Source organism: Serratia sp. CY81684 (assembly GCF_052166595.1).
Lineage (GTDB): Bacteria > Pseudomonadota > Gammaproteobacteria > Enterobacterales > Enterobacteriaceae > Serratia > Serratia nematodiphila.
Genome location: NZ_JBJNOO010000004.1, coordinates 378159 through 401144, shown reverse-complemented (window position 1 = coordinate 401144; position 22986 = coordinate 378159). Strand labels below are relative to the sequence as shown.

Below are 22986 nucleotides of genomic sequence, written 5' to 3'. Positions count from 1 at the left end.
ATGATTAATATCGTGGTGGTTTCGCACAGCGCGTTGCTGGCGCGCGGCGTTGAGCAGTTGGCGCGGCAGATGATGCGCGGCGACGGCTGCAAACTGGCGCTGGCGGCGGGCGTGGATGACGAGCAGCACCCGATCGGCACCGACGCGGTCAAAGTGATGGAGGCGATCGAAGCGGTCGCCGACGGCGACGGCGTTCTGGTGCTGATGGATCTGGGCAGCGCGCTGCTCAGTGCCGAAACCGCGCTCGATCTGCTGGATCCGGATCTGGCCGCCAAAGTGCGGCTGTGTGCGGCGCCGCTGGTTGAAGGCACGCTGGCGGCGGTGGTTGCCGCCAACTCCGGCGCCTCACTGGAGCAGGTGGTAGCGGAGGCGCAGGGGGCGCTGCAGGCCAAACAGGCACAGCTGGGCGAGGCTTCACCTACGGCGAAAAGCGTGGCCTTGCCGCTGGCGCAGGGCAAAAGCGCAACTTGGACGGTGCAGAACCCGCACGGGTTGCATGCGCGTCCGGCGGCGCGGCTGGTCGAGACGCTGGCGCCGTTCAAGGCTGAGCTGGTGCTGGAAAAGCAGGGGCAGTGCGTCGATCCGCGCAGCCTCAATCAGCTGGCGCTGCTGCAGGTGCGTCACGGCGACACCATCCGTTTGATCGCCGACGGCGCGCAGGCGGACGAGGCGCTGGCGGCGTTCAAAACGCTGGCGGAGCAGCATTTTGGCGAGACGGTCTCCGAGCGGCAGCAGCCTTCGCTGCACGGTATCCCGGTGGCGGAAAGCGTCACCAGCGGGCCGGTGTTCCAGGCTTACAGCTTCTGGCCACCCACGTCCGATCGGCGGATCGGCGCGGACGAGGTATTGGGTGAACAGCAACGCCTGCGGGAGGCGCTGCAGCACACGCTGAGCGATCTGAACCGGCTGGCGGAACGCACCGGCACGCTGATCGGCAAGCCGCAGGCGGCGATCTTCGGCGCCCACAGCATGCTGCTGGACGATCCGGATCTGCAGCAGGCGGCTTACACCCGCATCGCGCAACAGCTGTGCAGCGCCGAGCAGGCCTGGCGACAGGTGCTGGAGGCGATCGCCGAAGAGTACCGCGAGCTGGATGACGACTACATGCGGGCGCGCGAACTGGACGTGCGCGACATGCTGCGCCGCACGCTGTGCCATCTGCAGGGGCTGCCGCTGCCGGTTATTGCGCTGCCAGAACCGTCAATACTGGTGATGGATGAGCTGATGCCCTCAGAGGTGGTGATGCTCGACAGGCGGCTGGTGCTCGGCATCTGCCTGAGCGGCGGCAATGCCCTGTCGCACAGCGCCATTCTGGCGAAGGCGATGGGCATTCCGATGGTGGTCGGCATGCAGGATTGCCTGAGCAAAACCCGCAGCGGGCAGAAGGCGATGCTGGACGCCGCGCGCGGGGTATTGCAGCTCAGCCACTAAGCGCGCAGTTTGAACTGGCGGATGTCGATCCCGTGCTGTTTGATCTTCCGCCACAGCGTGGTGCGGCCGATGCCCAGCAGCTGCGCCATCTCCGTCAGCTGGCCGCGGCTGACGGTCGCCGCGCGCAGGATCGCCTGGCGTTCCATGTCCGTCAGCGTCAACAGCGGTGCGCCGGGCTGCGGATCGCTTTCCAGCAGCGACGGCTGGCCGAGCAGGTGCGCCGGCAGATCCGCCAACTGGATGTGGTGGCCGTGGCAAATCATTGCCGCGCGCTCCACCACTCCTTTCAGCTCCAAATCGTTGCCCGGCCACAGGTAGAGCGCCAACTGGGCCATCACTTCGTCATCCACCCGAAAGCGGCACTGAAAATGCTGCTCCAGCGTGCGCAGGTGGTGTTTGACCAGCAGCGGAATATCGCTCAGCCGCTGGCGCAGCGGCGGGATCTGGATCTCGAATGCCTGCAGGCTGTAAAACAGCTGGCGGCGGAAGCGGTTTTGCTGCACCAGCAGCGGCAGATCGGCGGCGCTGCCGGCGATCACCCGCACATCGACCGGGATCACCCGGCTGGAATTGAGGCGGATCACTACGCCGGTTTTCAGCACCTGCAGCAACGCCGACTGCATCTCCGCCGGCAGGTATTCGATCTGTTCGAGGTACAGCGTACCGCCGTTGGCCAATTCGAATTTGCTGAGCTGGCCCGCCTCTTCTTCGCTGGCGTCGCTGCCCAGCAGCTCACGCAGTCCCTGCGCCTGCGGCAGCAGTTGACAGTTGAGGGCGATATACGGCCCGGCGGCGCGTTCACCGGCGTTGTGGATGGCCTGGCTGAGCCGTTCTTTGCCGACGCCTTCCTCCCCGCGCAGCAGGATCGGATGCTGGCCTTTGGCCGCCTGCTGGCCATAACGGATCAGCCGCCGCATCTCCAACGAGGCGGAGGGCATTTGCTCGAAGCTGTGGCTGACGCGCCCCAACTGGCTGCTGACATACTGGCGCAGCCGCTCGAGCGGGTGCAGCAGGGCGATGAAACTGCAACGATCGCCGTCGAAAATCGGCTTGAGCGTCAGCAAGGCGGCGATAAATTGCCGCTGGCTTTCGAAGGTGACTTCGACGTGTTGCAGCGGTTGCCGATCGGCGATGGCGCGCTTGAGCAGAGCGGGCAGCGTCAGCAACTGCGCCAGCGGTTTGCCCTGGCTCTGCTGCTCGTCCAGTTTTAGCAGGGCGGCGGCGCGCTGGTTGATGTATTGCAGGTAGCCGCGATGATCCCAGGCCATCACGCCGTCGTCCACGCCGTCCAGCAGGCCGTAAAGCTGGTTCAGATGGCGATTGGATTCCGCCAGCAGGCCGTCGGCGTTCAGCGAATTGCCTATTTCGCGGGCGATGGCCAGCGTCAGCGACAGATCGCCGGCGGCGCAGTCGGCCAGCAGGCAGCCCAGTGCGATCGAGCCGCGCTGGCGGCCGCTGTTGTCGTAGACCGGCGTCGCGCAGAAAGACCAACCGTGCAGCGCCCGGCGCACGTGCTCTTCACCACTCACTCGTACCGGGTGGCCTTCCGCCGCCGCCAGCGCCGGGGCGTTGGTGCCGATCTGCCCCTCGGCCCAGTAGGCGCCGGGGGCGAATCCCAGTTGCTGCAGATGCTCCCAGGTTTGGGCGTCGCCGCAGCGCCACAGCATGCAGCCGCTCTCGTCGAGGATCATCAACAGACAGCGACGCGGCTCCATGTATTCGCAGGCGTCTTCCAGCGCCGCCTGGCCGAGCGTCAGCAGATCGTTCTTGCGGCGGCAAATCGATTCGAAGGTGGCGCCCTGCGCGCGGTGCGGCGCTTGCCAGACATCGGGCTGCATCAGGCTGCGGCAGCGCAGCCAGGAGGCGTAAACCGCCTGTGCCGGGCGCAGCGGCGGCGGCAATTCGCCGTCGTTAATCAGACGCTGCCAGCGTGAATCGTTGTCCATCGAACCTCATCCAGACTGCGAAAACGAGAGTGACGATGATACCACCTGACGCGGCGGCGGCTGTGAGACGGCGGGCAGAAGTGGTGAAATCGAGGCAAAAAAAACGGGGCGCGGCGCAGGCCGAACCCCGTGTTTATCCGCGTGCGCGCATCAGTTGCGGAATGGGTTGCCGCTGTTGCGAGCCGGTTGGCTGGTGGTAACGGCCGGCGCGGATGCGCGAGTGGCCGCCGGTACCGGCGCCGCGGTCTGTTGCATCGGCGCATTGTCCTGATAGCCGTCTGCATAGGCGTCCTGCGCGCGATTCTGCGGCGCGACGGCGTCAGGCGCGGTCGATACCGGTTTGCCCAACGCGCCGTTCAACAGCAGCAGATCGTTCTGGTTCAGCGTGCCGAGCGCCGACTTGATGTTCAGCTGGTTGATCAAATAGGTATAACGCGCGTCGGACAGCTGACGTTTGGCGTTATACAGCGTGGTGGTGGCGTCCAGCACGTCGACGATGGTGCGGGTACCGACCTGATAACCGGCTTCCATCGCGTCCAGGGAGCTTTGCGCGGAGATCACCGCCTGTTTGTAGGCGTTGATGCTGCTGATCGAAGCGTTAACGTTGTTGAACGACGAACGAACGGTCTGCACCACGCTGCGGTGTGAGCTTTCCAACTGTTCGCTGGCGCCGACGAAGCCGTACTGCGCTTGTTTCACCTGCGAATTGGTCGCGCCGCCGCTGTACAGCGGCAGGTTGAAGCTCAGACCCACTTTGTTTTCACCGAGGTCTGCGTCGCGCGTGGTGTTGCGTGAGCCGCCGTAATTATTGTTGGAGATCGCCGTTGAGGCGCTGAAGTCCACTGTCGGCATATAGCCGGTCTGCGCGGCGCGGATCTGTTCGCGCGCCAGATCCTGGCTCAGACGGGCGGACAGCAGGCTCAGGTTGCGCGCTTCCGCTTCTTTCAGCAGGTTGTTCACCGCTTCCGGGCGCTGGGTGCTGAAGCGATCGGTGTTCAGCGAGGCCAGTTCGGGGTAGAAGGTGCCGGTGACCTGACGCAGCGTTTCCAGCGCGTTGTCCAGATCGTTGCGGGCAGAGACTTCCGCCGCCAGCACGGTGTCGTAGTTCGAGCGGGCGTTCTGCACGTCGGTGATCGCCACCAGGCCCACGTTGAAGCGCTGGGTGGTTTGATCCAGCGTGCGATACACCGCGTCTTTCTGCGCCTGGGTATAGGACAGCGTATCGATCGCTTTCAGCACGTTGAAGTAAGCGGTCGCCGTGTTGAGAATAAGCTGTTGCTCAGCGGTCTGGAAGGTGACGTCGGAGATGCCGGCGGTCTTTTCCTGCAGCGTCAGCTGGCGCCATTTCGACATGTCGAAGATGGTTTGCGTCAGCGCCAGCGACCCGCTTGTGCTATCGCTATGGGTGTCGCGGCTGTCTCGATATCCGCTGGTGTAGTTGTAACCGGCGGTCAGGCCGAGCTGCGGCAGCAACGGGCTGCGCGCTTCATTGATCTTTTCGAATGCGGCGTCGCGGTCAGCTGCACTTTTGCGCAGATCCGGGTTACTTTCCCTGGCCTGTTTGTAGACCTGCAGCAGGTTCTCTGCCTGGCTCATTGCACTGAAGCCGCCCAGGCTCAGTCCGATAAGAAGGGGGAGCAGTTTCTTCATTTGCATTCCTTGTTGTGCAGCAATATTGCTATGTTAGCGCTGACGATAGACGAAATAGTTGCCGATTCTAGCAGAGTCTGAGGTACGCATCAGGTGGCTGAATGTGCCATCTCACGTAACTTTTACCTTTCAGACCGCCCATTTACCTTGGCGTACTGCCCGGGTCGACTGCAGCTGATATTATGGCTGACAATCCGGATTGTTTCCCGCTATTACCTGCGAGCGCACAAACGTGCCGCATCCGGCGGCGAAAAACAGCCTAACATAAAGCCGCGGCGGAGAGTCCCGCTGTTTCTGTCATCAAAACCGTTTATTTTATCGGCATACTCAAGCAGGAGAATTCGCGCATGAACCGTTCGCAGCCGTCGCCCGTTACTTTCGATAAAAAAGATGTAGAAATTATTGCACGCGAGACGCTGTACCGTGGTTTTTTTTCACTCAATTTATACCGGTTTCGCCATCGGTTGTTCAATGGCGAAATGAGCCCTGAAATCACGCGTGAAATTTTCGAACGCGGCCATGCGGCGGTGCTGCTGCCCTACGATCCGGTGCGCGACGAGGTTGTGCTGATTGAACAACTGCGCATCGCCGCGGTCGATACCAGTAATTCGCCCTGGCTGCTGGAAATGGTGGCGGGTATGATCGAAACCGGTGAAAGCGTCGAGGACGTGTGCCGCCGCGAAGCGCAGGAAGAGGCCGGCGTGGTGGTCGGGCGCTGCAAACCGGTGCTGAGCTATCTGGCCAGCCCCGGCGGCACCAGCGAACGTTTGTCGATCATGGTCGGCGAAGTGGACGCCGGCACCGCCGAGGGCATCCACGGCCTGGCGGAAGAACATGAAGATATCCGCGTTCATGTGGTCAGCCGCGAACAGGCTTACCGCTGGGTTGAGGAAGGCGCGATCGATAACGCCGCATCAGTGATTGCATTGCAATGGCTGGCGTTGCACCATGAATCGTTGAGAAAAGAGTGGGCCAACTAATGAAACAGCGCTATACCCCTGATTTCCCCGAAATGATGAGATTGTGCGAAACCAACTTCGCGCAATTGCGCCGCTTGCTGCCGCGCAACGACGAAGCGGGCGAAACGGTGACTTATCAGGTGAACGGCGCCGGCTATCGTTTGACCATCGTTGAGTCCACGCGTTACACGTCGCTGGTGGAGATCGAGCAGATCTTTCCGGCGGTCAGCTACTGGAGCCTGCCCGCGATGACGGTGCGGTTGTACCATGACGCCATGGTTGCGGAAGTGTGTTCCAGTCAGCAGATCTACCGCTTTAAAGCGCGTTATGATTATCCTAATAAAAAGTTGCATCAACGCGACGAAAAGCATCAAATTAACCAGTTTCTTGCTGATTGGCTGCGCTACTGTTTGGCGCATGGAGCGATGGCGGTTCCGGTTTGTTAGACAGACTGAAATAACAAAGGACACCATTTGGAAAGCCTGTTTAAACTGCCCGTGGCGAGTGGGGCCGCGGTCAGGATTCTACAAATAACAGATACCCACCTTTTTGCCGGCGAACACGAGACGTTGCTCGGCATCAATACCTATCGCAGCTATCACGCGGTGCTGGACGCCATCCAGGCGCAGCGCCGCGACGTCGATTTGATCGTCGCCACGGGAGATTTGGCGCAGGATCATTCGCAAGAGGCGTACCGCCACTTCGCCGCCGGCATCGCGCAACTGCCGGCCCCCTGCGTGTGGCTGCCGGGCAACCACGATTTTCAACCGGCGATGGTCGACGCATTGGCCGCCGCGGGTATCGCGCCTTCCAAACAGGTGCTACTGGGCGATAACTGGCAAGTGCTGATGCTGGACAGCCAGGTGTTCGGCGTGCCGCACGGCGAATTGAGCGAATACCAGCTGGAGTGGATGGAGCGCTGCCTGCAGGCTCACCCCGAGCGCTATACGCTGTTGCTGCTGCACCATCATCCGCTGCCTTCCGGCTGTACCTGGCTCGATCAGCACAGCCTGCGCAACCCGCATATGCTGGGCGCGATCCTGCTGCGTTATCCGAAAGTGAATACCGTGGTGTGCGGGCACATTCACCAGGATCTGGATCTGGAATGGCAGGGGCGGCGCCTGTTGGCGACGCCGTCTACCTGCGTGCAATTCAAGCCGCACTGCACGAACTTCACCATCGACGACGTCTCCCCCGGCTGGCGCTACCTCGATCTGCTGCCGGATGGTCGCGTCGAGACGCAGGTGTTCCGCCTGGAAAACGACGATTTCCGCCCCGATATGGACTCGGATGGATACTGATGCCTTCGACACTGCTCTACCTGCACGGTTTCAACAGCTCGCCGCAGTCGGCCAAGGCGGTGGCCTTCAAGGCCTGGCTGGCCGAACACCATCCCGCTATCGAGATGTTGGTGCCGCAGCTGCCGGCCTTTCCGGCGGAGGCCGCCGAGATGCTGGAAAATCTGGTGCTGGAACGCGCCGGGCAAACGCTCGGGCTGGTCGGCTCATCGCTGGGCGGCTATTACGCCACCTGGCTGTCGCAGTGTTTTTCCCTGCCGGCGGTGGTGGTCAACCCGGCGGTCAAGCCGTTTGAGCTGCTGGTCGACTATCTCGGCGCCAACGAGAACCCCTACACCGGCCAGCAATATGTGTTAGAGTCTCGGCACGTTTACGATCTGAAAGTGATGCAGATCGATCCTTTGGAGTCGCCGGATTTAATCTGGCTGCTGCAGCAAACGGGCGATGAAATTCTCGATTACGGCCAGGCAGTGGCGTATTACACCGCGTGTCGGCAAACGGTGGAGTCGGGTGGAAACCACGCCTTCGTCGGTTTCGAGCACTACTTCCCCCAGATTGTGGATTTTTTAGGGCTAAACGCGGTCTGACGGGCCGTTCCGGCACCTCCCTTTAACCACGAAAAAATAATCAACGATGACTCAATCCAGCTATAACGCTGATGCCATTGAAGTACTCAGCGGTCTAGAACCAGTGCGCCGTCGTCCCGGCATGTATACCGACACGACGCGCCCAAACCACCTCGGCCAAGAGGTGATCGATAACAGCGTCGACGAAGCTTTGGCCGGCCACGCCAAGCGCATCGACGTGATCCTGCACGCCGATCAGTCGCTGGAAGTGATCGACGACGGCCGCGGCATGCCGGTGGACATCCACCCGGAAGAGGGCGTGCCGGCAGTTGAGTTGATCCTGTGCCGGCTGCACGCCGGCGGTAAATTCTCGAATAAAAACTACCAGTTCTCCGGCGGCCTGCACGGCGTGGGCATCTCGGTGGTCAACGCCCTGTCGAAGCGGGTGGAAGTCAACGTGCGCCGCGACGGCAACGTTTACAGCATCGCCTTCGAAAACGGCGACAAAGTGCAAGATCTGACGGTGACCGGCACCTGCGGCAAACGCAACACCGGCACCAGCGTGCACTTCTGGCCCGACGAACAGTTCTTCGACAGCCCGCGTTTCTCGGTATCGCGCCTGACTCACCTGCTGAAGGCCAAAGCGGTGCTGTGTCCCGGCGTCGAGATCTATTTCATCGATAAGGTGAACAACACCGAGCAGCGCTGGTGCTACCAAGACGGCCTGACCGACTACCTGATGGAAGCGGTTAACGGCCTGATTACCCTGCCGGAAGCGCCGTTCGTCGGCAACTTCGCCGGTGACACCGAAGCGGTGGACTGGGCGCTGCTGTGGCTGCCGGAAGGCGGCGAGCTGCTGACCGAAAGCTACGTCAACCTGATCCCGACCATGCAGGGCGGCACCCACGTCAACGGCCTGCGTCAGGGGCTGCTGGACGCGATGCGCGAGTTCTGCGAATTCCGCAATATTCTGCCGCGTGGCGTGAAGCTGTCGGCGGAGGATATCTGGGATCGCTGCGCCTACGTGCTGTCGGTGAAGATGCAGGATCCGCAGTTCGCCGGGCAGACCAAAGAGCGTCTCTCCTCGCGTCAGTGCGCGGCCTTCGTTTCCGGCGTGGTGAAAGACGCCTTCAGCCTGTGGCTGAACCAGAACGTTCAGGCGGCGGAACAGCTGGCCGAGCTGGCGATCTCCAGCGCCCAGCGCCGCCTGCGCGCCGCCAAGAAAGTGGTGCGCAAGAAGCTGACCAGCGGGCCGGCGCTGCCGGGCAAACTGGCGGACTGCACCTCGCAGGATCTGGCCATGACCGAACTGTTCCTGGTGGAAGGGGATTCGGCGGGCGGATCGGCCAAGCAGGCGCGCGATCGTGAATATCAGGCGATCATGCCGCTGAAGGGCAAGATCCTGAATACCTGGGAAGTGTCCTCGGACGAAGTGCTGGCCTCGCAGGAAGTGCACGACATTTCCGTGGCGATCGGCATCGATCCGGACAGCGAAGATCTCAGCCAATTGCGCTACGGCAAAATCTGCATCCTGGCGGATGCGGACTCTGACGGCCTGCATATCGCCACGCTGCTGTGCGCGCTGTTCGTGCGCCACTTCCGTTCGCTGGTGAAAGGTGGCCACGTCTATGTCGCTATGCCGCCGCTGTATCGCATCGATCTCGGTAAAGAAGTGTTCTACGCGCTGGATGAAGAAGAGAAAGCCGGCGTGCTGGAACAGCTGAAGCGCAAGAAGGGCAAGCCGAATGTGCAGCGCTTTAAAGGGCTGGGCGAGATGAACCCGCTGCAGCTGCGCGAAACCACCCTCGATCCGAACACCCGCCGTCTGGTGCAACTGACGGTGGCGGAAGATGACGTCGATCAGACGCTGGCGGTGATGGACATGCTGTTGGCCAAGAAGCGTTCGGAAGATCGCCGCAACTGGCTGCAAGACAAGGGCGACATGGCCGAATTGGCGGTCTGAGCCTGACCCTGGCCCGGCGAAACGCCGGGCCGGCTTTCCCGCAGGGCGTTCATGCGGCGCCCGATAACCTGGGCCGGAATGCATGAAGATCACGCTCGAAGAATTGCTGGCGTTCACCTCGGTGGTCGACAGCGGTTCTATCACCGCCGCCGCCGATCGGCTCGGCCAGACAACATCCGGCATCAGCCGCGCGCTCAGCCGCCTGGAGAATAAGCTCGATACCACCCTGATGCGCCGCACGACGCGTCGTTTGGAGCTGACCGAAGAGGGGCTGAGCTTCCTGAACCATGCGCGTACGATCATCAGCTCGGTGGAAAATGCCGAAGAGCAAATGGCGGTGCGCCGGCAAATGCCCGCCGGGCGGCTGCGGATCAATGCGGCCGCACCTTTTATGGAGCACGTCATCGTGCCGCTGGTGGCGGGATTCAGAGAACGTTATCCGCAAATTTCGCTCGAGCTGAACACCGACAACCTGATTATCGATCTGCTGGAAAAACGCACGGATATTGCCATTCGCATCGGGGCGTTGCGTGATTCGACCATTCATGCGCGCGCGCTGGGAGCCAGCCGGCTGCGCATCCTCGCCAGCCCGGCTTATCTGCAGCAGCACGGCACGCCACAGAGCGTGGAGGAGTTGCATCGGCATTGTCTGCTCGGTTTTACCCAGCCGGAGTCGCTGAACCAGTGGCCGTTGCGCTATCGCCAGGCGCCGCATTTCGCCATCACGCCGACGATCTCTGCGTCCAGCGGTGAAACGCTGCGGCAATTGGCGCTGCAGGGCGAGGGGATCGTACAGCTGGCGGACTTTATGACCCGTCGCGATCGGGAAGCCGGCAAGTTGGTGACGTTGCTGGAGCAGGAGACGCTGGACGTGCGCCAGCCGATCAACGCGGTGTATTACCGCAATACGCAATTGGCGGCGCGCATCACCTGTTTTCTTGACTACGTCAGCGCGCACATCGACGCGCAGACGTTATAAGGCGGAGCTTACAGGGCGTTTTCCAGGATGTAGATCTCGGTGTCCAGCACGCTGTCCTTGATAGTCTCGCGGTGTTTGAGCATGTGCTCAATGGCCAGGTGTTTTTCCAGATGCGCCATGCTTTCCCATTTCTCCAGCATGAACACTGAATCCGGCGACCGTTTCTGCCAGGGGGCCTGGGTATTGCTGTCGACCATCGGCGTATATTCGCCGCAGCCGTCTTCCGCCAGCACCAGCGGCACCAGTTTTTCAATGGCTTGCAGTACGGTGGCGCGGTGGCCGGGTTTCACTTTGATTTCTGCGATTACGGTGATCATGTCTGCCTCGTTGATGAGAATGTTCTGCGTCAGTTAAGCAAAAATTTTCGTCAAATGCTCGCGATAACGTGCGATGTCCGCTTCGATATCCGGTTGTTTTATCACGTTATTGCAGATAAAGGTCGGCAGCGCTTCCATTCCCAGGAACTGGTTGGCCTTGTGGAAGTGCAGGTAAACGCCGTCGACGCCGACGCCGTGGAAGAACTGATCGGGATCGGTGAAGGCCTCCATCGGGGCGTTCCAGGTCAGGCTCAGCAGGTATTTTTTGCCCTGGATCAGGCCGCCGGAGCCATATTTTTTGCTTTCGTCAGAACGAGAGCGACCGTCGTTGGCATACAGGCTGCCGTGACCGGCGGTGAACACTTCATCGATGTATTTTTTCAGGATCCAAGGTTCGCCCATCCACCAGCCCGGCATCTGATAGATGACCGCGTCGGCCCACAGGTATTTCTGTACTTCGGCTTCGATGTCATAGCCGTCGTCGACCACGGTGACCTGCACATCGTGCTGCAGATCGCGCAGGAAGCTTTCCGCCACGTCGCTCAGGGTTTGGTTGAGTTCGCCGTTGGAATGGCCGAATTGTTTTTTAGCGTTGATAATCAGGATATTGCTCATCTTTCGCGGCTCCCGTCAGTGTTAAGATATGGCATGCTTCCCGCGGAAAAGGCGGAAACCATCTCGCTGGTGACGAGTGTAATCGTGAGTCAGGCAAGTAAAAATGCGATCCAGCGCACAACAGTGTTGACTGCTAGTCAATAAAGAGGCCGCCAGGTAGCTAAATTTTGCATAAACCGCATCGCGCAATCGGCCGTCGCCGGCGATCCTTGCGCCAACTGTGACAGCTACCCCGCAGATGGGTTACTATCGCGGGCAGAATCGACAAGCGATGCCTTTTGTCGTCCAAGGGATTGCCAAGCCACGGTCTGAGGATAATTGAGTAATGAGTGATCTGACTCATGACGGTGTAGAGCGTTTACCGCTGCACACATTCACTGAAAACGCCTATCTGAACTATTCCATGTACGTCATCATGGATCGGGCGTTGCCGTACATTGGCGACGGTTTGAAGCCGGTACAACGCCGCATCATCTACGCCATGTCTGAGCTGGGGCTGACCAACAGCGCCAAATTCAAGAAATCCGCCCGCACCGTGGGCGACGTGCTGGGTAAGTATCACCCGCACGGCGACAGCGCGTGTTATGAAGCCATGGTGCTGATGGCGCAGCCGTTCTCGTATCGCTATCCGCTGGTGGACGGCCAGGGGAACTGGGGTGCGCCGGACGATCCCAAGTCGTTCGCGGCGATGCGTTATACCGAATCGCGCCTGTCCAAATACGCCGAGGTCTTACTGGCTGAACTGGGCCAGGGCACGGTCGACTGGATCCCGAACTTTGACGGCACGCTGCAAGAGCCGAAGATGCTGCCGGCGCGTCTGCCGAACATCCTGCTGAACGGCACCACCGGCATCGCGGTCGGCATGGCGACCGACATTCCGCCGCACAACGTGCGCGAAGTCGCCGCTGCGGCGGTGGCGCTGCTCGACAAGCCGGGCGCCTCGCTCGATGACCTGCTCGAGTTCGTGCAGGGGCCGGACTTCCCGACCGAAGCCGAGATCATTACCCCGCGTGATGAAATTCGCAAAATTTACCAGAGCGGCCGCGGCTCGGTGCGCATGCGCGCCGTGTGGAAGAAAGAGGACGGCAGCGCGGTGATCACCGCCTTGCCGCATCAGGTCTCCGGCGCCAAGGTGCTGGAGCAGATCGCCAGCCAGATGCGCGCCAAGAAGCTGCCGATGGTCGAGGATCTGCGCGATGAATCCGACCACGAAAACCCGACGCGTCTGGTGATCGTGCCACGTTCCAACCGCATCGATCTGGAGCAGGTGATGAATCACCTGTTCGCCACCACCGATCTGGAACGCAGCTACCGCATCAACATGAACATGATCGGTCTGGACAACCGCCCGCAGGTCAAAGGGCTGGTGGAGATCCTCACCGAATGGCTGGCCTATCGTCGCGATACGGTGCGCCGCCGCCTGAACTACCGCCTCGAGAAGGTGCTCAAGCGTTTGCATATCCTCGAAGGTTTGCTGGTGGCGTTCCTCAATATCGACGAGGTGATCCACATCATCCGCAGCGAGGATGAGCCGAAGCCGGTGCTGATGCAGCGTTTCGGCATCTCCGATACCCAGGCGGAAGCGATCCTCGAGCTGAAACTGCGTCACCTGGCCAAGCTGGAAGAGGTCAAGATCCGCGGTGAGCAGGACGAGCTGGCAAAAGAGCGCGATCAACTTCAGGCGCTGCTGGCGTCCGAGCGCAAGCTGAATACGCTGATTAAGAAAGAGATCCAGGCCGACGCGCAAACCTACGGCGACGATCGCCGTTCGCCGCTGACCGAGCGTGCGGAAGCCAAGGCGATGAGCGAGCACGACTTCGTGCCGTCCGAGCCGGTGACCATCGTGCTGTCGGAAATGGGCTGGGTGCGCAGCGCCAAGGGCCACGACATCGATCCGGCAGGGTTGAGCTACAAGGCCGGCGACAGCTTCCGCGGCGCGGCGCGCGGCAAGAGCAACCAGCCGGTGGTGTTTATCGACTCTACCGGGCGCAGCTATGCGCTCGATCCGATGACGCTGCCTTCGGCGCGCGGGCAGGGCGAGCCGCTGACCGGCAAGCTGACGCCGCCGCCGGGCGCCACCATTGAGCAGGTGCTGATGGCGGCCGACGATCAAAAACTGCTGATGGCGTCCGACGCCGGTTACGGTTTCGTTTGTACCTTCAACGATCTGGTGGCGCGCAACCGCGCCGGCAAGGTGATGATCACGCTGCCGGACAACGCCAGAGCGCTGCCGCCGATGGAAATTCACGGCGCAGACGATATGCTGCTGTCGATCACCGCCGCCGGGCGCATGCTGATGTTCCCGGTCGCCGATCTGCCGCAGCTGTCGAAGGGCAAGGGCAACAAGATCGTCTCCATTCCGGCGGCGCAGGCCGCCGCCGGTGAAGACAAGCTGGCCTGGCTGTTCGTGCTGCCGCCGCAGGCCTCCGTCACGCTGCACGTCGGCAAACGCAAGCTGACGCTGCGTCCGGAAGATCTGCAGAAGTTCCGTGCGGAGCGCGGCCGTAAGGGCACCCAGCTGCCGCGCGGCCTGCAGCGCATCGATCGCGTCGAAGTGGATGCGCCGGTGCGGGCGTCGGGTGGCGACAGCGAAGAGTAAGCGTTGGCGCCGGCGTTAACGGGCGGTCGCAGCGAGCTGTGGCCGCCTTATTTATTTTTGCTGGCGTTTATTTTCCAAATAGTTAACATTTCTGCGCATAAAATTATTGTGCGTACTGCCGCCTGGCAGGAAAATAGCGAGAAATGCAGGCGACATCGGCGTGCTTACCGCCTGGCCGGCAAATAATGAGTAAAGGAATCTGCGCAGCGAAGTAAACTGCGTTGGCAGTGTGCTAATGAGGTTGTTATGTTATTGATTTTGCGTGCCGTTCTCGCCACTCTTTTCTGTATTCTGGTGTGTATTTTCGGTTCTGTTTATTGCTTGTTCAGCCCGCGCAACCCTCGCCATGTGGCGACCTTCGGCCATCTTTTCGGCCGCCTGTCGACGCTGTTCGGCATCAAGGTTGAAACCCGCGTGCCGGCCGATGCGGCCAACAATGGCAACTGCATCTATATCGCCAACCACCAAAATAACTACGACATGGTGACGGCCTCCAATATCGTGCAGCCGCGCACCGTGACCGTCGGTAAAAAAAGTCTGGTGTGGATCCCGTTTTTCGGCCCGCTGTATTGGCTGACCGGTAATCTGCTGATAGATCGTGATAATCGCGCCAAGGCGCACGGCACCATCGCCCAGGTGGCGGAGCAGTTCAAAAAGAAAGATATTTCGATCTGGATGTTCCCGGAAGGGACCCGCAGCCGCGGTCGTGGGCTGATGCCGTTTAAAACCGGCGCCTTCCACGCGGCCATTGCCGCCGGCGTGCCGATTGTGCCGATCTGCGTATCGACCACCAGCGGTAATATAAATCTTAATCGCTGGAATAACGGTCATGTGATCGTCGAGATGTTGGCGCCGGTGGATACCAGCAAATACGGCAAAGAAAACGTGCGCGAGCTGGCGGCCCATTGCCGCGAGCTGATGGAGGCGAAAATCGCCGAATTGGACGCCGAAGTCGCCCAGCGCAACGCCGCCAAAAAATAAGAGTCTACCGGCTTCAAAGAATAGGATTTTAATTGGCGTTCAGCGCCGTTAACGCCTGAACGCCTGCTAATCTTGATTGGCGGGCGTTTGGGTTTTGCACACGGTTTAGTTATTGCTTTTCATGGAGAAAATATGTCACTCAGTCGACGTCAGTTTTTACAGGCATCGGGCCTGGCGCTGTGCGCGGGCGCCGTGCCGCTGAGGGCTGAGGCGAGCGGAACGCAGACCCCGTTACCCATTCCCCCGCTGCTGGAGTCTCGCCGCGGTCAGCCGCTGTTCCTGACCTTGCAGCGCGCCCATTGGGCGTTTATGGATAACCGTAAAGCGGCGGTGTGGGGCATCAACGGCATGTACCTGGGGCCGACGGTGCGGGTTTACAGCGGTGACGACGTCAAACTGATCTACAGCAACCGCCTGCAGGAGCCGGTAGCGATGACCGTCAGCGGTCTGCAGGTGCCAGGCACGCTGATGGGCGGCGCGCCACGCATGATGTCGCCTAACGTCGACTGGTCGCCGGTGCTGCCCATTCGTCAGGCGGCGGCCACCTGCTGGTACCACGCCAACACGCCGAACCGTATGGCGCCGCACGTTTACAACGGGCTGGCCGGGCTGTGGCTGGTGGAAGATGCCGTCAGCAAAGCGCTGCCGCTGCCCAACCACTACGGCGTCGACGATTTCCCGCTGATCATTCAGGACAAACGCTTCGATAACTTCGGCACACCGCAATACGATGCACCGTCGCAGGGCGGTTTCGTCGGCGATACGCTGTTGGTCAACGGCGTGCAAAACCCGTATGTCGACGTGTCGCGCGGCTGGGTGCGTCTGCGCCTGCTTAACGCCTCCAACGCGCGCCGCTATACCCTGCAGCTCAGCGACGGGCGGCCGTTCAACGTGATTGCCAGCGATCAGGGCTTCCTGCCTGCGCCGGTCGCGGTGCAGCAGCTGTCGTTGGCGCCTGGCGAACGCCGGGAAGTGCTGATCGACATGTCGAAGGGCGAGGAGGTGACCATCACCGCCGGTGAAGCGGCGGGCATCATGGATCGCCTGCGCGGCCTGTTCGAGCCGTCGAGCATTCTGGTGTCCACCCAGGTGCTGACGCTGCGCCCGACCGGCCTGCTGCCACTGGTGACCGACAACCTGCCGATGCGCCTGCTGGCGGATCAGCTGTTGGACGGCAGCGCCAGCCGCACCCGCGACTTCCGCCTGGGCGACGGCGGCGTCGGCATCAACGGCGCGATTTGGGACATGAACCGCATCGACGTACAGGCGCAGCAAGGCACCTGGGAACGCTGGAACATTCACGCGGATACGCCGCAGGCGTTCCATATTCAGGGCGTGCAGTTCCTGATCAAACGCGTCAACGGCGCGCAGCCGATGGCGGAAGATCGCGGCTGGAAGGACACCGTCTGGGTCGATGGCGACGTCGAGCTGCTGGTGTATTTCAACCAACCTACCTCCGAACACTTCCCGTTCCTGTATTACAGCCAGACGCTGGAGATGGCCGATCGCGGCACCGCCGGCCAGCTGATGGTGCAGCCGACGATGTAATCTGCGCTGTGGGCCGCTTACGGCGCCCGCAGCATTTCCAGGAAGGCCTGCACCACCGGCGTGACGCTGTCGGCGCGATACACCGCGTATAAATCCGCCGGCGGCGCCTGTTGCAGCGAGCAAAAGCGTACGCCGGGCCACGGGATGCGGCCGTAGCTGTCCGGCAGCAGCGTGATGCCGCAGCCTTCCGCCACCAGCGCCAGCAGGGTCTGCGGTTCATTGACCTGATAAGCGACGTCCGGCAGAAATCCCTGCTGCAGACACAGATTGTGCAGATACAGCCCCAGGCTGGCCTCATGCGGCGGCAGCACGATGAAGCTGTCGTTCTGCAGCGCCGCCAGCGGGATATTTTCCTGCTGCGCCAGCGGATGATCGAGCGGCAGCACCACGGCGATGCTTTCGCTTGCCAACCGTTGGCAGGTCAACCCCGGCAGCGTCTGCTGCTGCGCCTCTCGCCAGACCCCGATGTCGATATGCCGCTTTTGCAGCGCGGCGATTTGCTGGCTGGGCGTCAGCTCGTTCAACGACCAGGTGACGCCGGCGCTCAGGTCGCTGAACCGCCGCAGCGCCGCGATCAGGCCGCCCCAGGCCGAAGTGCCGACCATGCCGACCACCATGTGGCCGCCTTCGCCACGCCCCATCTGTTGCACCTGATGCAACGCGCTGTCGGCCTGATCCAGCAGCCGCTCGACGTTGCGCAGCAGCGTGCGCCCGGCCGGCGTCAGCGTCATGGAGCGGGTGGTGCGTTTGAACAGCACGACGCCAAGCTGACTCTCCAGCTCTTTGATGTGTTTGCTGAGCGGCGGCTGTGACATATTCAGCCGCCGCGCCGCCTGGGTGAAGTTCATCTCTTCCGCCACCACGCGGAAATAGTGCAGCAGGCGGAAGTTAATCCGGCCGGGATCGGGCAGGGCTTGGGGCGGGTTCATCCGGGGTATCGCCTCCTTGTGACGCAGCTCAACTTATAGGTAAATGGAATAAATCGGCCGCCAAGAATGTATTGGTCTCGGCCGCGCCTCGCTCTCTACTATGGGGCTTATTATCCCCCGCTGAAAGAGAGAATACGATGTTTAATCAAGAAGATGCTTTTACCTGCGCCGATGTCGTCCGCGCACGCCTGCCGGGTTTCCAGCCGAAAGCGGCCTTGATTCTCGGCTCCGGGCTCGGCGCCCTGGCGGAGGTGATGACCGAAACCGTCACCCTCGATTACGCGGAGCTGCCGGGCTTCCCGGTGAGCGGCGTCGCCGGCCACGCCGGGCAACTGGTCGCCGGCAAGCTGGAGGGCGTGCCGGTATTGTGCATGAAAGGGCGCGGTCATTTCTATGAAGGGCGTGGCATGCAGGTGATGACCACCGCAGTGCGCACCTTCAAACTGCTGGGTTGCGAATTCCTGCTGGCGACCAATGCCGCCGGTTCGCTGCGCCGTTCGGTGGCGCCGGGCAGCCTGGTGGCCATTACCGATCACATCAATTTCATGCCGGAATCACCGCTGGTCGGCGCCAACGACGATCGCTTCGGGCCGCGCTTCTTCAGCCTGGCGAACGCCTACGATCGCGATCTGCGCGCCCGGCTGGCGGCGGTGGCCGAAAGCGCGGGCATCCCGCTGGCGGAAGGGGTATTCGCCGCCTACACCGGGCCGAACTTCGAAACGCCGGCGGAGATCCGCATGATGCAGACCCTGGGCTGCGACGTGGTGGGCATGTCGATCGTGCCGGAAGTCCTGACGGCGCGCCACTGTGGCCTCAAGGTGCTGGTGGTGTCCGCGATGACCAACTACGCCGAAGGGCTGTCGGATACGCCTCTTTCTCACGAACAAACGCTCAGCTGCGCGGCGCTGGCGGCGGACGATTTCATGCGCCTGATCCGCGAGCTGTTCAAAACGCTGTGACACCGTAAGCAAACCGGCGGCGGGCTGCAGGGGCCCGCCGCACCAATCATCGTTGAAAGCATAATAACAAGGTGATGGCGATGGCGATAAAAACACGATTAAAAGTCATGATTTTCCTGCAGTTCTTTATCTGGGGCGCCTGGCTGGTGACGCTGGGCTCCTACATGATCAACACGCTGCATTTCAGCGGCATGCAGGTGGGGATGGTTTACAGCGCCAAAGGCATCGCCGCGCTGATCATGCCGGGCCTGGCGGGCATCATCGCCGACCGGTGGATGAAGGCCAACTATCTGTATGCGCTTTGCCACCTGCTCGGGGCGCTGGCGCTGTACTGCGCAGCGCAGGTCGAGCAACCGATGCTGATGTTCTGGGTGATGCTGTTCAATGCCATGGTCTATATGCCGACCATCGCGCTCTCCAACGCCATTTCCTATTTTTGCCTCGAAAAGCACGGTTTTGACACGGTGAGGGACTTTCCGCCGGTGCGGGTGTACGGCACCGTGGGGTTCATTCTGGCGATGTGGTTGGTCGGTTTCAGCCGCATCGAGCTCAGCAACCTGCAGCTGTATCTGGCTTCTGCAGCGTCGCTGCTGCTGTCCGCCTATTCGCTGACGCTGCCGCGCTGCCCGACCAACCGCGCGGCCGAGTCGAAGAGCTGGGTGAGCGTGTTGGGGCTGGATGCGCTGGTGTTGTTCCGCCAGCGGCGCATGGCGCTGTTTTTCCTGTTCGCCATGTTGCTTGGCGCGGCGCTGCAGATAACCAATACCTTCGGCAACCCGTTCCTGCACGATCTGTCGCTCAATCCGCTGTATCAGGACAGCCTCAGCGTCCGGTATCCGGCGGTGCTGCTGTCGCTCTCGCAGATCTCTGAAGTGTTCTTTATCCTCACCATACCCTTCTTCCTGCGCCGTTACGGCATCAAGCAGGTGATGCTGATCAGCATGGCGGCCTGGACGCTGCGCTTTCTATTCCTGGCGTACGGCACGCCGGTCGGCTTTGGTTTCGTGCTGCTGTTGCTGTCGATGATTGTCTACGGCTGTGCGTTCGACTTCTTTAATATCTCCGGCGCCATCTTCGTCGAGAAGGAGGCCGATCACCGCATCCGCGCCAGCGCGCAGGGGCTGTTCATGACCATGGTGAACGGTTTGGGCGCCTATCTGGGGGCGCTCGTCAGCGGTGAGGTGGTGGACTTCTTCAGCCATGACGGCGTGAAAGACTGGCAGAGCATCTGGCTGGTGTTTGCGCTGTATACGCTGGTGCTGGGGATTGTGTTCGCGTTGAGCTTCAACTATCGCCACCTGCCGCAGGAGAACGCGGCGGCGGCGCAGTGAGGCAGAGGGCGCGGCTTTGCTGCGCCCTGAAACGTCAGGCCTGCGGGAAGCGCTGCTGCAGCTGCTGCTGGTCCGGCGGATTGGCGGCCCCGAGGCTGGCCACCACGCAAGCGGCGACCCGGTTGGCCAGATCGACCGCCTGCGGCAGCGGCCAGCCGGCGGACAGGCCCGCCAGCAAACCGGCGCAGTGGGCATCGCCCGCGCCGATGGTGTCAACGACCTCTACCGGATAGGCCGGAACGTGCAGCGGCGGCGTACGGCCGTCGCAGATCCATGCGCCGTCGCGATCCAGGCGGCAAATCAGCGTCAGATTACGCGCGGCGGCATAGCGCTGTGCGGCCTCCACGGCGTCGCCGGCGCCGCACAGCGTGGCCACTTCGTCGCGGTTAAGCGTCAGCAGGGTGTGGCTGTCGCTGAGCATGGCGAAGAAATCTTCGCTGAGCTGGGCGACGCGCGGGCCGGGATCGATCAGGCGCGGTTGGTCGAACGGCATGCGCGTCAGCCACTCGCGCAGCGCTTCGCCGTTTTCACCGGCCAGCTCGTAGCCGCTGGCGTAGATCAGCGTGTGTTCCGTCAGCGGCAGGGTCGCCAGCTGCGCTTTATTCCATTGGCTTTCGCAACCGGAAACCGTGATAAAGGTGCGTTCGCCGTCCGGTTCCACCAGCGCCAGGCACCAGCCGTTGTCCATCTGGCCGTGGCGCAACAGCACCTCCAGCCCCAGTTCGCCCATGGCGGCTTCGATCGCCGCGCCCCATTCGCCGTTGCCGACCGGCATACCGTTGATCACCGGCACTTCAAGGCGCGTCAGCGCGCGCGCTACGTTGAACGCGCAGCCGCCGATTTGCCGCGCCTGCGGCTGGGCTTCGATATCTTCGCCGCTGGTCGGCAGGCGGGGCAGCGTCATCACCAGATCGCCGACCGCGCCCCCCATCACCAGGACAGGTGTTACAGCTTCCCACTCATTCATTGATGTTCTCTGCGTTGGGCCAGGTACAGACCGTAAGCGATCAGACTAACCGCAAACGACACAAACAGCCCCAGGCTGGAGTCGGCGAACAAGCCTTTGGCCAGCGGGCCGTCGATAAAACCGGTTTTGGTGACCAGCAGGCCGCACAGGGCGCCGAGGAACCAGCAGAACAGCGGGGCTTTGCGCACGCCGCGGTTCTGGCCATGCAGGCCGTACAAAGCGTTGCCATCATACCCGTGGTGGCGGCGCAGGCACAGGTAATCGAGCAGGAAAATCGCCTCCCAGGCCGCCAGGAACACCCCGCAGAACACCAGGAAGGAGATGAACGGCCCCATGAAATCGCCGGAGATGAACAGGACATACAGGGCGATGCCCAGCACCACCACGGCGTCGATCGATACCGCCAGCCACTGTTTGACCTGCACGCCGATGGTCAGCAGGTTAAGGCTGGCGGAATACAGGCTGAGCACCGCGATGGTGACGATGCCGGCGGTGGCGGCCAGCAGATAAGGGATGGCCATCCAGGCGGGCAGCACCGAGCCTATCAGCGCGATGGGGTTGGCGGCGCTGGCCAGATCGGGGAGCTGCACGGAAAGCAGAATACCGGCCAGCATCAGCAGCATTAGCGGCAAACAGGCACCGCCCATCACCGCGGCGAAAATGCCTTTGCTCGACGAGCTCGGGCTTTGATAGCGGCTGTAATCGGCGCCGGCGATTGCCCAGCTGATGCCGGTGCCGGCGGCGATCACCGATACCGCCGGCAGGAAACCGGTCAGCCAGCTGCCGGATGGCAGCGCCAGCACCTGGCTCCACTCGGTATTGAACAGGATATACAGCACCACGATCAGCGTCATGGTGCCAAAGATGCGGCTGAACCAGCTTTGCATCCAGACCACGGTATTTTGCCCCAGCAGGCTGACGACGACAGTGAGCCCGCCGAACAGCAGCAGGCTGAGCGCGGTCAGCAGGTGGCTGGTTCCCAGTCCGAAGGCCTCGAACAGCGCCGCCAGCGTCAGGGTGCCGGTGATCACGTTGACCGCTTCCCAGCCCATCAGGTTGATCCAACTGAACAGGGTGGGCGCCACGTTGCCCTTCAGCCCGAAAATCACCCGCGAGAGCGTCAGCGTAGAGGTGCGCCCACGCTTGCCGGCGAAGCTGGTGAGGCCGACCAGCACGAAGCTGGCGACGCCGACCAGCGCGGCGAGTACCGATTGCAGAAAGGATAAGCCGAAGCCGACGATGATGGCGCCGTACACCACGCCGAGAATACCGATATTGGCCGCCGACCAGATCCAAAACAGCTCGATGGGCTTACCGGTCTGTTCCGCGTCCGGCACCCGGTCGATACCGGTGCTTTCTACCTTCCATGCTTCATTGCGATTGATATCGGTCATAGCAAATGATCCCTGTTGCGCAGGGCCGCGAGGGCCGCCGCAGTTGACTGAAAATCGATTCCGTTGGCGCGGTTGAGGCCGGCTATCCCGTTGTCGGTGAAGACGCCGATTCCGCGCAGTGTGTAGCGGCTGATGCCGCCGGGTCTGTCAAAATGAGGGCGGTATCCGCCTTATCGGGTGAGGCACGTCGGCCGCACGGCGCCAATGAGTGTAGTCAAAGAGTGGGTCTGCAGCGGGGTTTGGCGAAGCGGGAACCTTTCTATTTGCCGACATCGATCCGGTTCGCCCACCGCGAGGGGATCCTGTGATGCGGCGATGAGCAGTGAGCAGGCTATCCATTAGCTACGTTGCTTATTCTCGGCCGTTTGTGCTGACAGTATAGGCCCGCTACCGGCCATCAAGGGTATCCTTTAGGGCTGGCAGCGGGTTTTTTATTGTTTTTAAAGTGGGTCCCTGGTGTTGGTGCGATTGATGTATCAACATCAATAAGCACAGATTACGCGCGATCTAGATCCAATGAAAGTCCATTAGGCAAAAATTGTGATGCCACTCTG

The 22986-nt window shown here is 61.6% G+C and carries 19 protein-coding genes; 12 read left to right on the top strand and 7 right to left on the bottom strand.

Features of this window, described 5'->3' with window-relative positions; genetic code table 11:
* Positions 1 to 1431 carry a dihydroxyacetone kinase phosphoryl donor subunit DhaM gene (gene dhaM / locus ACJ8QF_RS16860; RefSeq protein WP_131165417.1) on the top strand — a complete coding sequence of 477 codons (1431 nt, stop codon included), beginning with the start codon at positions 1 to 3 and terminating at the stop codon, positions 1429 to 1431.
* Here dhaM and dhaR read toward each other — a convergent pair.
* Both dhaR and hasF read right to left on the bottom strand, forming a co-directional pair.
* On the bottom strand, positions 1428 to 3377 hold the full coding sequence (dhaR, locus tag ACJ8QF_RS16855) for a dihydroxyacetone kinase operon transcriptional regulator DhaR (protein WP_442537701.1): 1950 nt from the start codon (positions 3375 to 3377) through the stop codon (positions 1428 to 1430). The two genes, dhaM and dhaR, sit on opposite strands and share 4 nt — an antisense overlap.
* 150 nt (positions 3378 to 3527) lie before the next feature.
* Positions 3528 to 5027: a multidrug efflux transporter outer membrane subunit HasF gene (gene hasF / locus ACJ8QF_RS16850; protein ID WP_049241513.1), complete on the bottom strand. Its 1500-nt coding sequence runs from the start codon at positions 5025 to 5027 to the stop codon at positions 3528 to 3530.
* A 347-nt stretch (positions 5028 to 5374) separates the two neighbouring features.
* Between hasF and nudF the strand changes: the two genes are divergently transcribed.
* The 6 genes from nudF to ACJ8QF_RS16820 all read left to right on the top strand — a co-directional run bounded on the left by nudF (position 5375) and on the right by ACJ8QF_RS16820 (position 10792).
* Positions 5375 to 6007, top strand: coding sequence for an ADP-ribose diphosphatase (gene nudF / locus ACJ8QF_RS16845; protein WP_004937242.1), 633 nt, complete (start codon positions 5375 to 5377; stop codon positions 6005 to 6007).
* Positions 6007 to 6432, top strand: a complete 426-nt coding sequence (locus tag ACJ8QF_RS16840) for a DUF1249 family protein (RefSeq protein ID WP_004937244.1) — start codon at positions 6007 to 6009, stop codon at positions 6430 to 6432. The genes nudF and ACJ8QF_RS16840 overlap by 1 nt, the downstream gene beginning before the upstream one ends.
* A gap of 27 nt (positions 6433 to 6459) precedes the next feature.
* Positions 6460 to 7287 carry a 3',5'-cyclic-AMP phosphodiesterase gene (cpdA, locus tag ACJ8QF_RS16835; protein ID WP_004937250.1) on the top strand — a complete coding sequence of 276 codons (828 nt, stop codon included), beginning with the start codon at positions 6460 to 6462 and terminating at the stop codon, positions 7285 to 7287.
* Positions 7287 to 7871 carry an esterase YqiA gene (yqiA, locus tag ACJ8QF_RS16830; RefSeq protein WP_004937252.1) on the top strand — a complete coding sequence of 195 codons (585 nt, stop codon included), beginning with the start codon at positions 7287 to 7289 and terminating at the stop codon, positions 7869 to 7871. The genes cpdA and yqiA overlap by 1 nt, the downstream gene beginning before the upstream one ends.
* A 46-nt stretch (positions 7872 to 7917) precedes the next feature.
* Positions 7918 to 9813 carry a DNA topoisomerase IV subunit B gene (gene parE / locus ACJ8QF_RS16825; RefSeq protein ID WP_004937254.1) on the top strand — a complete coding sequence of 632 codons (1896 nt, stop codon included), beginning with the start codon at positions 7918 to 7920 and terminating at the stop codon, positions 9811 to 9813.
* An 82-nt stretch (positions 9814 to 9895) separates the two neighbouring features.
* A complete protein-coding gene (locus ACJ8QF_RS16820; protein WP_015379080.1) occupies positions 9896 to 10792 on the top strand; it encodes a LysR substrate-binding domain-containing protein in 897 nt (298 codons plus the stop codon).
* 8 nt (positions 10793 to 10800) lie between these two features.
* On the opposite strand, the gene ACJ8QF_RS16815 is transcribed toward ACJ8QF_RS16820, so the two are convergent.
* Positions 10801 to 11109: a putative quinol monooxygenase gene (locus ACJ8QF_RS16815; RefSeq protein WP_004937258.1), complete on the bottom strand. Its 309-nt coding sequence runs from the start codon at positions 11107 to 11109 to the stop codon at positions 10801 to 10803.
* A gap of 33 nt (positions 11110 to 11142) precedes the next feature.
* On the bottom strand, positions 11143 to 11724 hold the full coding sequence (locus ACJ8QF_RS16810) for an NAD(P)H-dependent oxidoreductase (protein ID WP_131165415.1): 582 nt from the start codon (positions 11722 to 11724) through the stop codon (positions 11143 to 11145).
* A gap of 325 nt (positions 11725 to 12049) precedes the next feature.
* Between ACJ8QF_RS16810 and parC the strand changes: the two genes are divergently transcribed.
* The 3 genes from parC to ftsP all read left to right on the top strand — a co-directional run bounded on the left by parC (position 12050) and on the right by ftsP (position 16852).
* The gene (parC, locus tag ACJ8QF_RS16805) at positions 12050 to 14323 is read left to right on the top strand and encodes a DNA topoisomerase IV subunit A (RefSeq protein WP_015379079.1); all 2274 of its coding nucleotides are present in this window, start codon (positions 12050 to 12052) and stop codon (positions 14321 to 14323) included.
* A 246-nt stretch (positions 14324 to 14569) separates the two neighbouring features.
* The gene (locus ACJ8QF_RS16800; RefSeq protein WP_004937266.1) at positions 14570 to 15304 is read left to right on the top strand and encodes a 1-acylglycerol-3-phosphate O-acyltransferase; all 735 of its coding nucleotides are present in this window, start codon (positions 14570 to 14572) and stop codon (positions 15302 to 15304) included.
* A 132-nt stretch (positions 15305 to 15436) separates the two neighbouring features.
* The gene (gene ftsP / locus ACJ8QF_RS16795) at positions 15437 to 16852 is read left to right on the top strand and encodes a cell division protein FtsP (RefSeq protein ID WP_004937270.1); all 1416 of its coding nucleotides are present in this window, start codon (positions 15437 to 15439) and stop codon (positions 16850 to 16852) included.
* 17 nt (positions 16853 to 16869) lie between these two features.
* On the opposite strand, the gene ACJ8QF_RS16790 is transcribed toward ftsP, so the two are convergent.
* Complete coding sequence (locus ACJ8QF_RS16790) at positions 16870 to 17781, bottom strand: LysR family transcriptional regulator (protein WP_004937271.1); 912 nt, start codon at positions 17779 to 17781, stop codon at positions 16870 to 16872.
* A gap of 137 nt (positions 17782 to 17918) precedes the next feature.
* Here ACJ8QF_RS16790 and xapA point away from each other — a divergent pair, with 137 nt between their 5' ends.
* Together xapA and ACJ8QF_RS16780 are read left to right on the top strand one after the other, a co-directional pair.
* Positions 17919 to 18740 carry a xanthosine phosphorylase gene (gene xapA / locus ACJ8QF_RS16785; protein ID WP_004937273.1) on the top strand — a complete coding sequence of 274 codons (822 nt, stop codon included), beginning with the start codon at positions 17919 to 17921 and terminating at the stop codon, positions 18738 to 18740.
* Positions 18741 to 18820: 80 nt separating this feature from the next.
* Positions 18821 to 20071 (top strand): nucleoside permease, encoded by a 1251-nt coding sequence (locus ACJ8QF_RS16780; RefSeq protein ID WP_280631202.1) that lies wholly within the window; start codon positions 18821 to 18823, stop codon positions 20069 to 20071.
* Between the two features lie 34 nt (positions 20072 to 20105).
* On the opposite strand, the gene ACJ8QF_RS16775 is transcribed toward ACJ8QF_RS16780, so the two are convergent.
* The gene (locus ACJ8QF_RS16775; RefSeq protein WP_171404413.1) at positions 20106 to 21038 is read right to left on the bottom strand and encodes a PfkB family carbohydrate kinase; all 933 of its coding nucleotides are present in this window, start codon (positions 21036 to 21038) and stop codon (positions 20106 to 20108) included.
* Complete coding sequence (locus tag ACJ8QF_RS16770; RefSeq protein WP_280631203.1) at positions 21035 to 22432, bottom strand: purine-cytosine permease family protein; 1398 nt, start codon at positions 22430 to 22432, stop codon at positions 21035 to 21037. The genes ACJ8QF_RS16775 and ACJ8QF_RS16770 overlap by 4 nt, the downstream gene beginning before the upstream one ends.
* Positions 22433 to 22986: the final 554 nt, after the last annotated feature.

Excerpts from the sequence above, each read along its gene's own strand:
- dhaM (WP_131165417.1), top strand. The coding sequence starts at position 1 with ATGATTAATATCGTGGTGGTTTCGCACAGCGCGTTGCTGGCGCGCGGC.
- dhaR (WP_442537701.1), bottom strand. The coding sequence starts at position 3,377 with ATGGACAACGATTCACGCTGGCAGCGTCTGATTAACGACGGCGAATTG.
- hasF (WP_049241513.1), bottom strand. The coding sequence starts at position 5,027 with ATGAAGAAACTGCTCCCCCTTCTTATCGGACTGAGCCTGGGCGGCTTC.
- nudF (WP_004937242.1), top strand. The coding sequence starts at position 5,375 with ATGAACCGTTCGCAGCCGTCGCCCGTTACTTTCGATAAAAAAGATGTA.
- ACJ8QF_RS16840 (WP_004937244.1), top strand. The coding sequence starts at position 6,007 with ATGAAACAGCGCTATACCCCTGATTTCCCCGAAATGATGAGATTGTGC.
- yqiA (WP_004937252.1), top strand. The coding sequence starts at position 7,287 with ATGCCTTCGACACTGCTCTACCTGCACGGTTTCAACAGCTCGCCGCAG.
- parE (WP_004937254.1), top strand. The coding sequence starts at position 7,918 with ATGACTCAATCCAGCTATAACGCTGATGCCATTGAAGTACTCAGCGGT.
- ACJ8QF_RS16820 (WP_015379080.1), top strand. The coding sequence starts at position 9,896 with ATGAAGATCACGCTCGAAGAATTGCTGGCGTTCACCTCGGTGGTCGAC.
- ACJ8QF_RS16815 (WP_004937258.1), bottom strand. The coding sequence starts at position 11,109 with ATGATCACCGTAATCGCAGAAATCAAAGTGAAACCCGGCCACCGCGCC.
- ACJ8QF_RS16810 (WP_131165415.1), bottom strand. The coding sequence starts at position 11,724 with ATGAGCAATATCCTGATTATCAACGCTAAAAAACAATTCGGCCATTCC.
- parC (WP_015379079.1), top strand. The coding sequence starts at position 12,050 with ATGAGTGATCTGACTCATGACGGTGTAGAGCGTTTACCGCTGCACACA.
- ACJ8QF_RS16800 (WP_004937266.1), top strand. The coding sequence starts at position 14,570 with ATGTTATTGATTTTGCGTGCCGTTCTCGCCACTCTTTTCTGTATTCTG.
- ftsP (WP_004937270.1), top strand. The coding sequence starts at position 15,437 with ATGTCACTCAGTCGACGTCAGTTTTTACAGGCATCGGGCCTGGCGCTG.
- ACJ8QF_RS16790 (WP_004937271.1), bottom strand. The coding sequence starts at position 17,781 with ATGAACCCGCCCCAAGCCCTGCCCGATCCCGGCCGGATTAACTTCCGC.
- xapA (WP_004937273.1), top strand. The coding sequence starts at position 17,919 with ATGTTTAATCAAGAAGATGCTTTTACCTGCGCCGATGTCGTCCGCGCA.
- ACJ8QF_RS16780 (WP_280631202.1), top strand. The coding sequence starts at position 18,821 with ATGGCGATAAAAACACGATTAAAAGTCATGATTTTCCTGCAGTTCTTT.
- ACJ8QF_RS16775 (WP_171404413.1), bottom strand. The coding sequence starts at position 21,038 with ATGAATGAGTGGGAAGCTGTAACACCTGTCCTGGTGATGGGGGGCGCG.
- ACJ8QF_RS16770 (WP_280631203.1), bottom strand. The coding sequence starts at position 22,432 with ATGACCGATATCAATCGCAATGAAGCATGGAAGGTAGAAAGCACCGGT.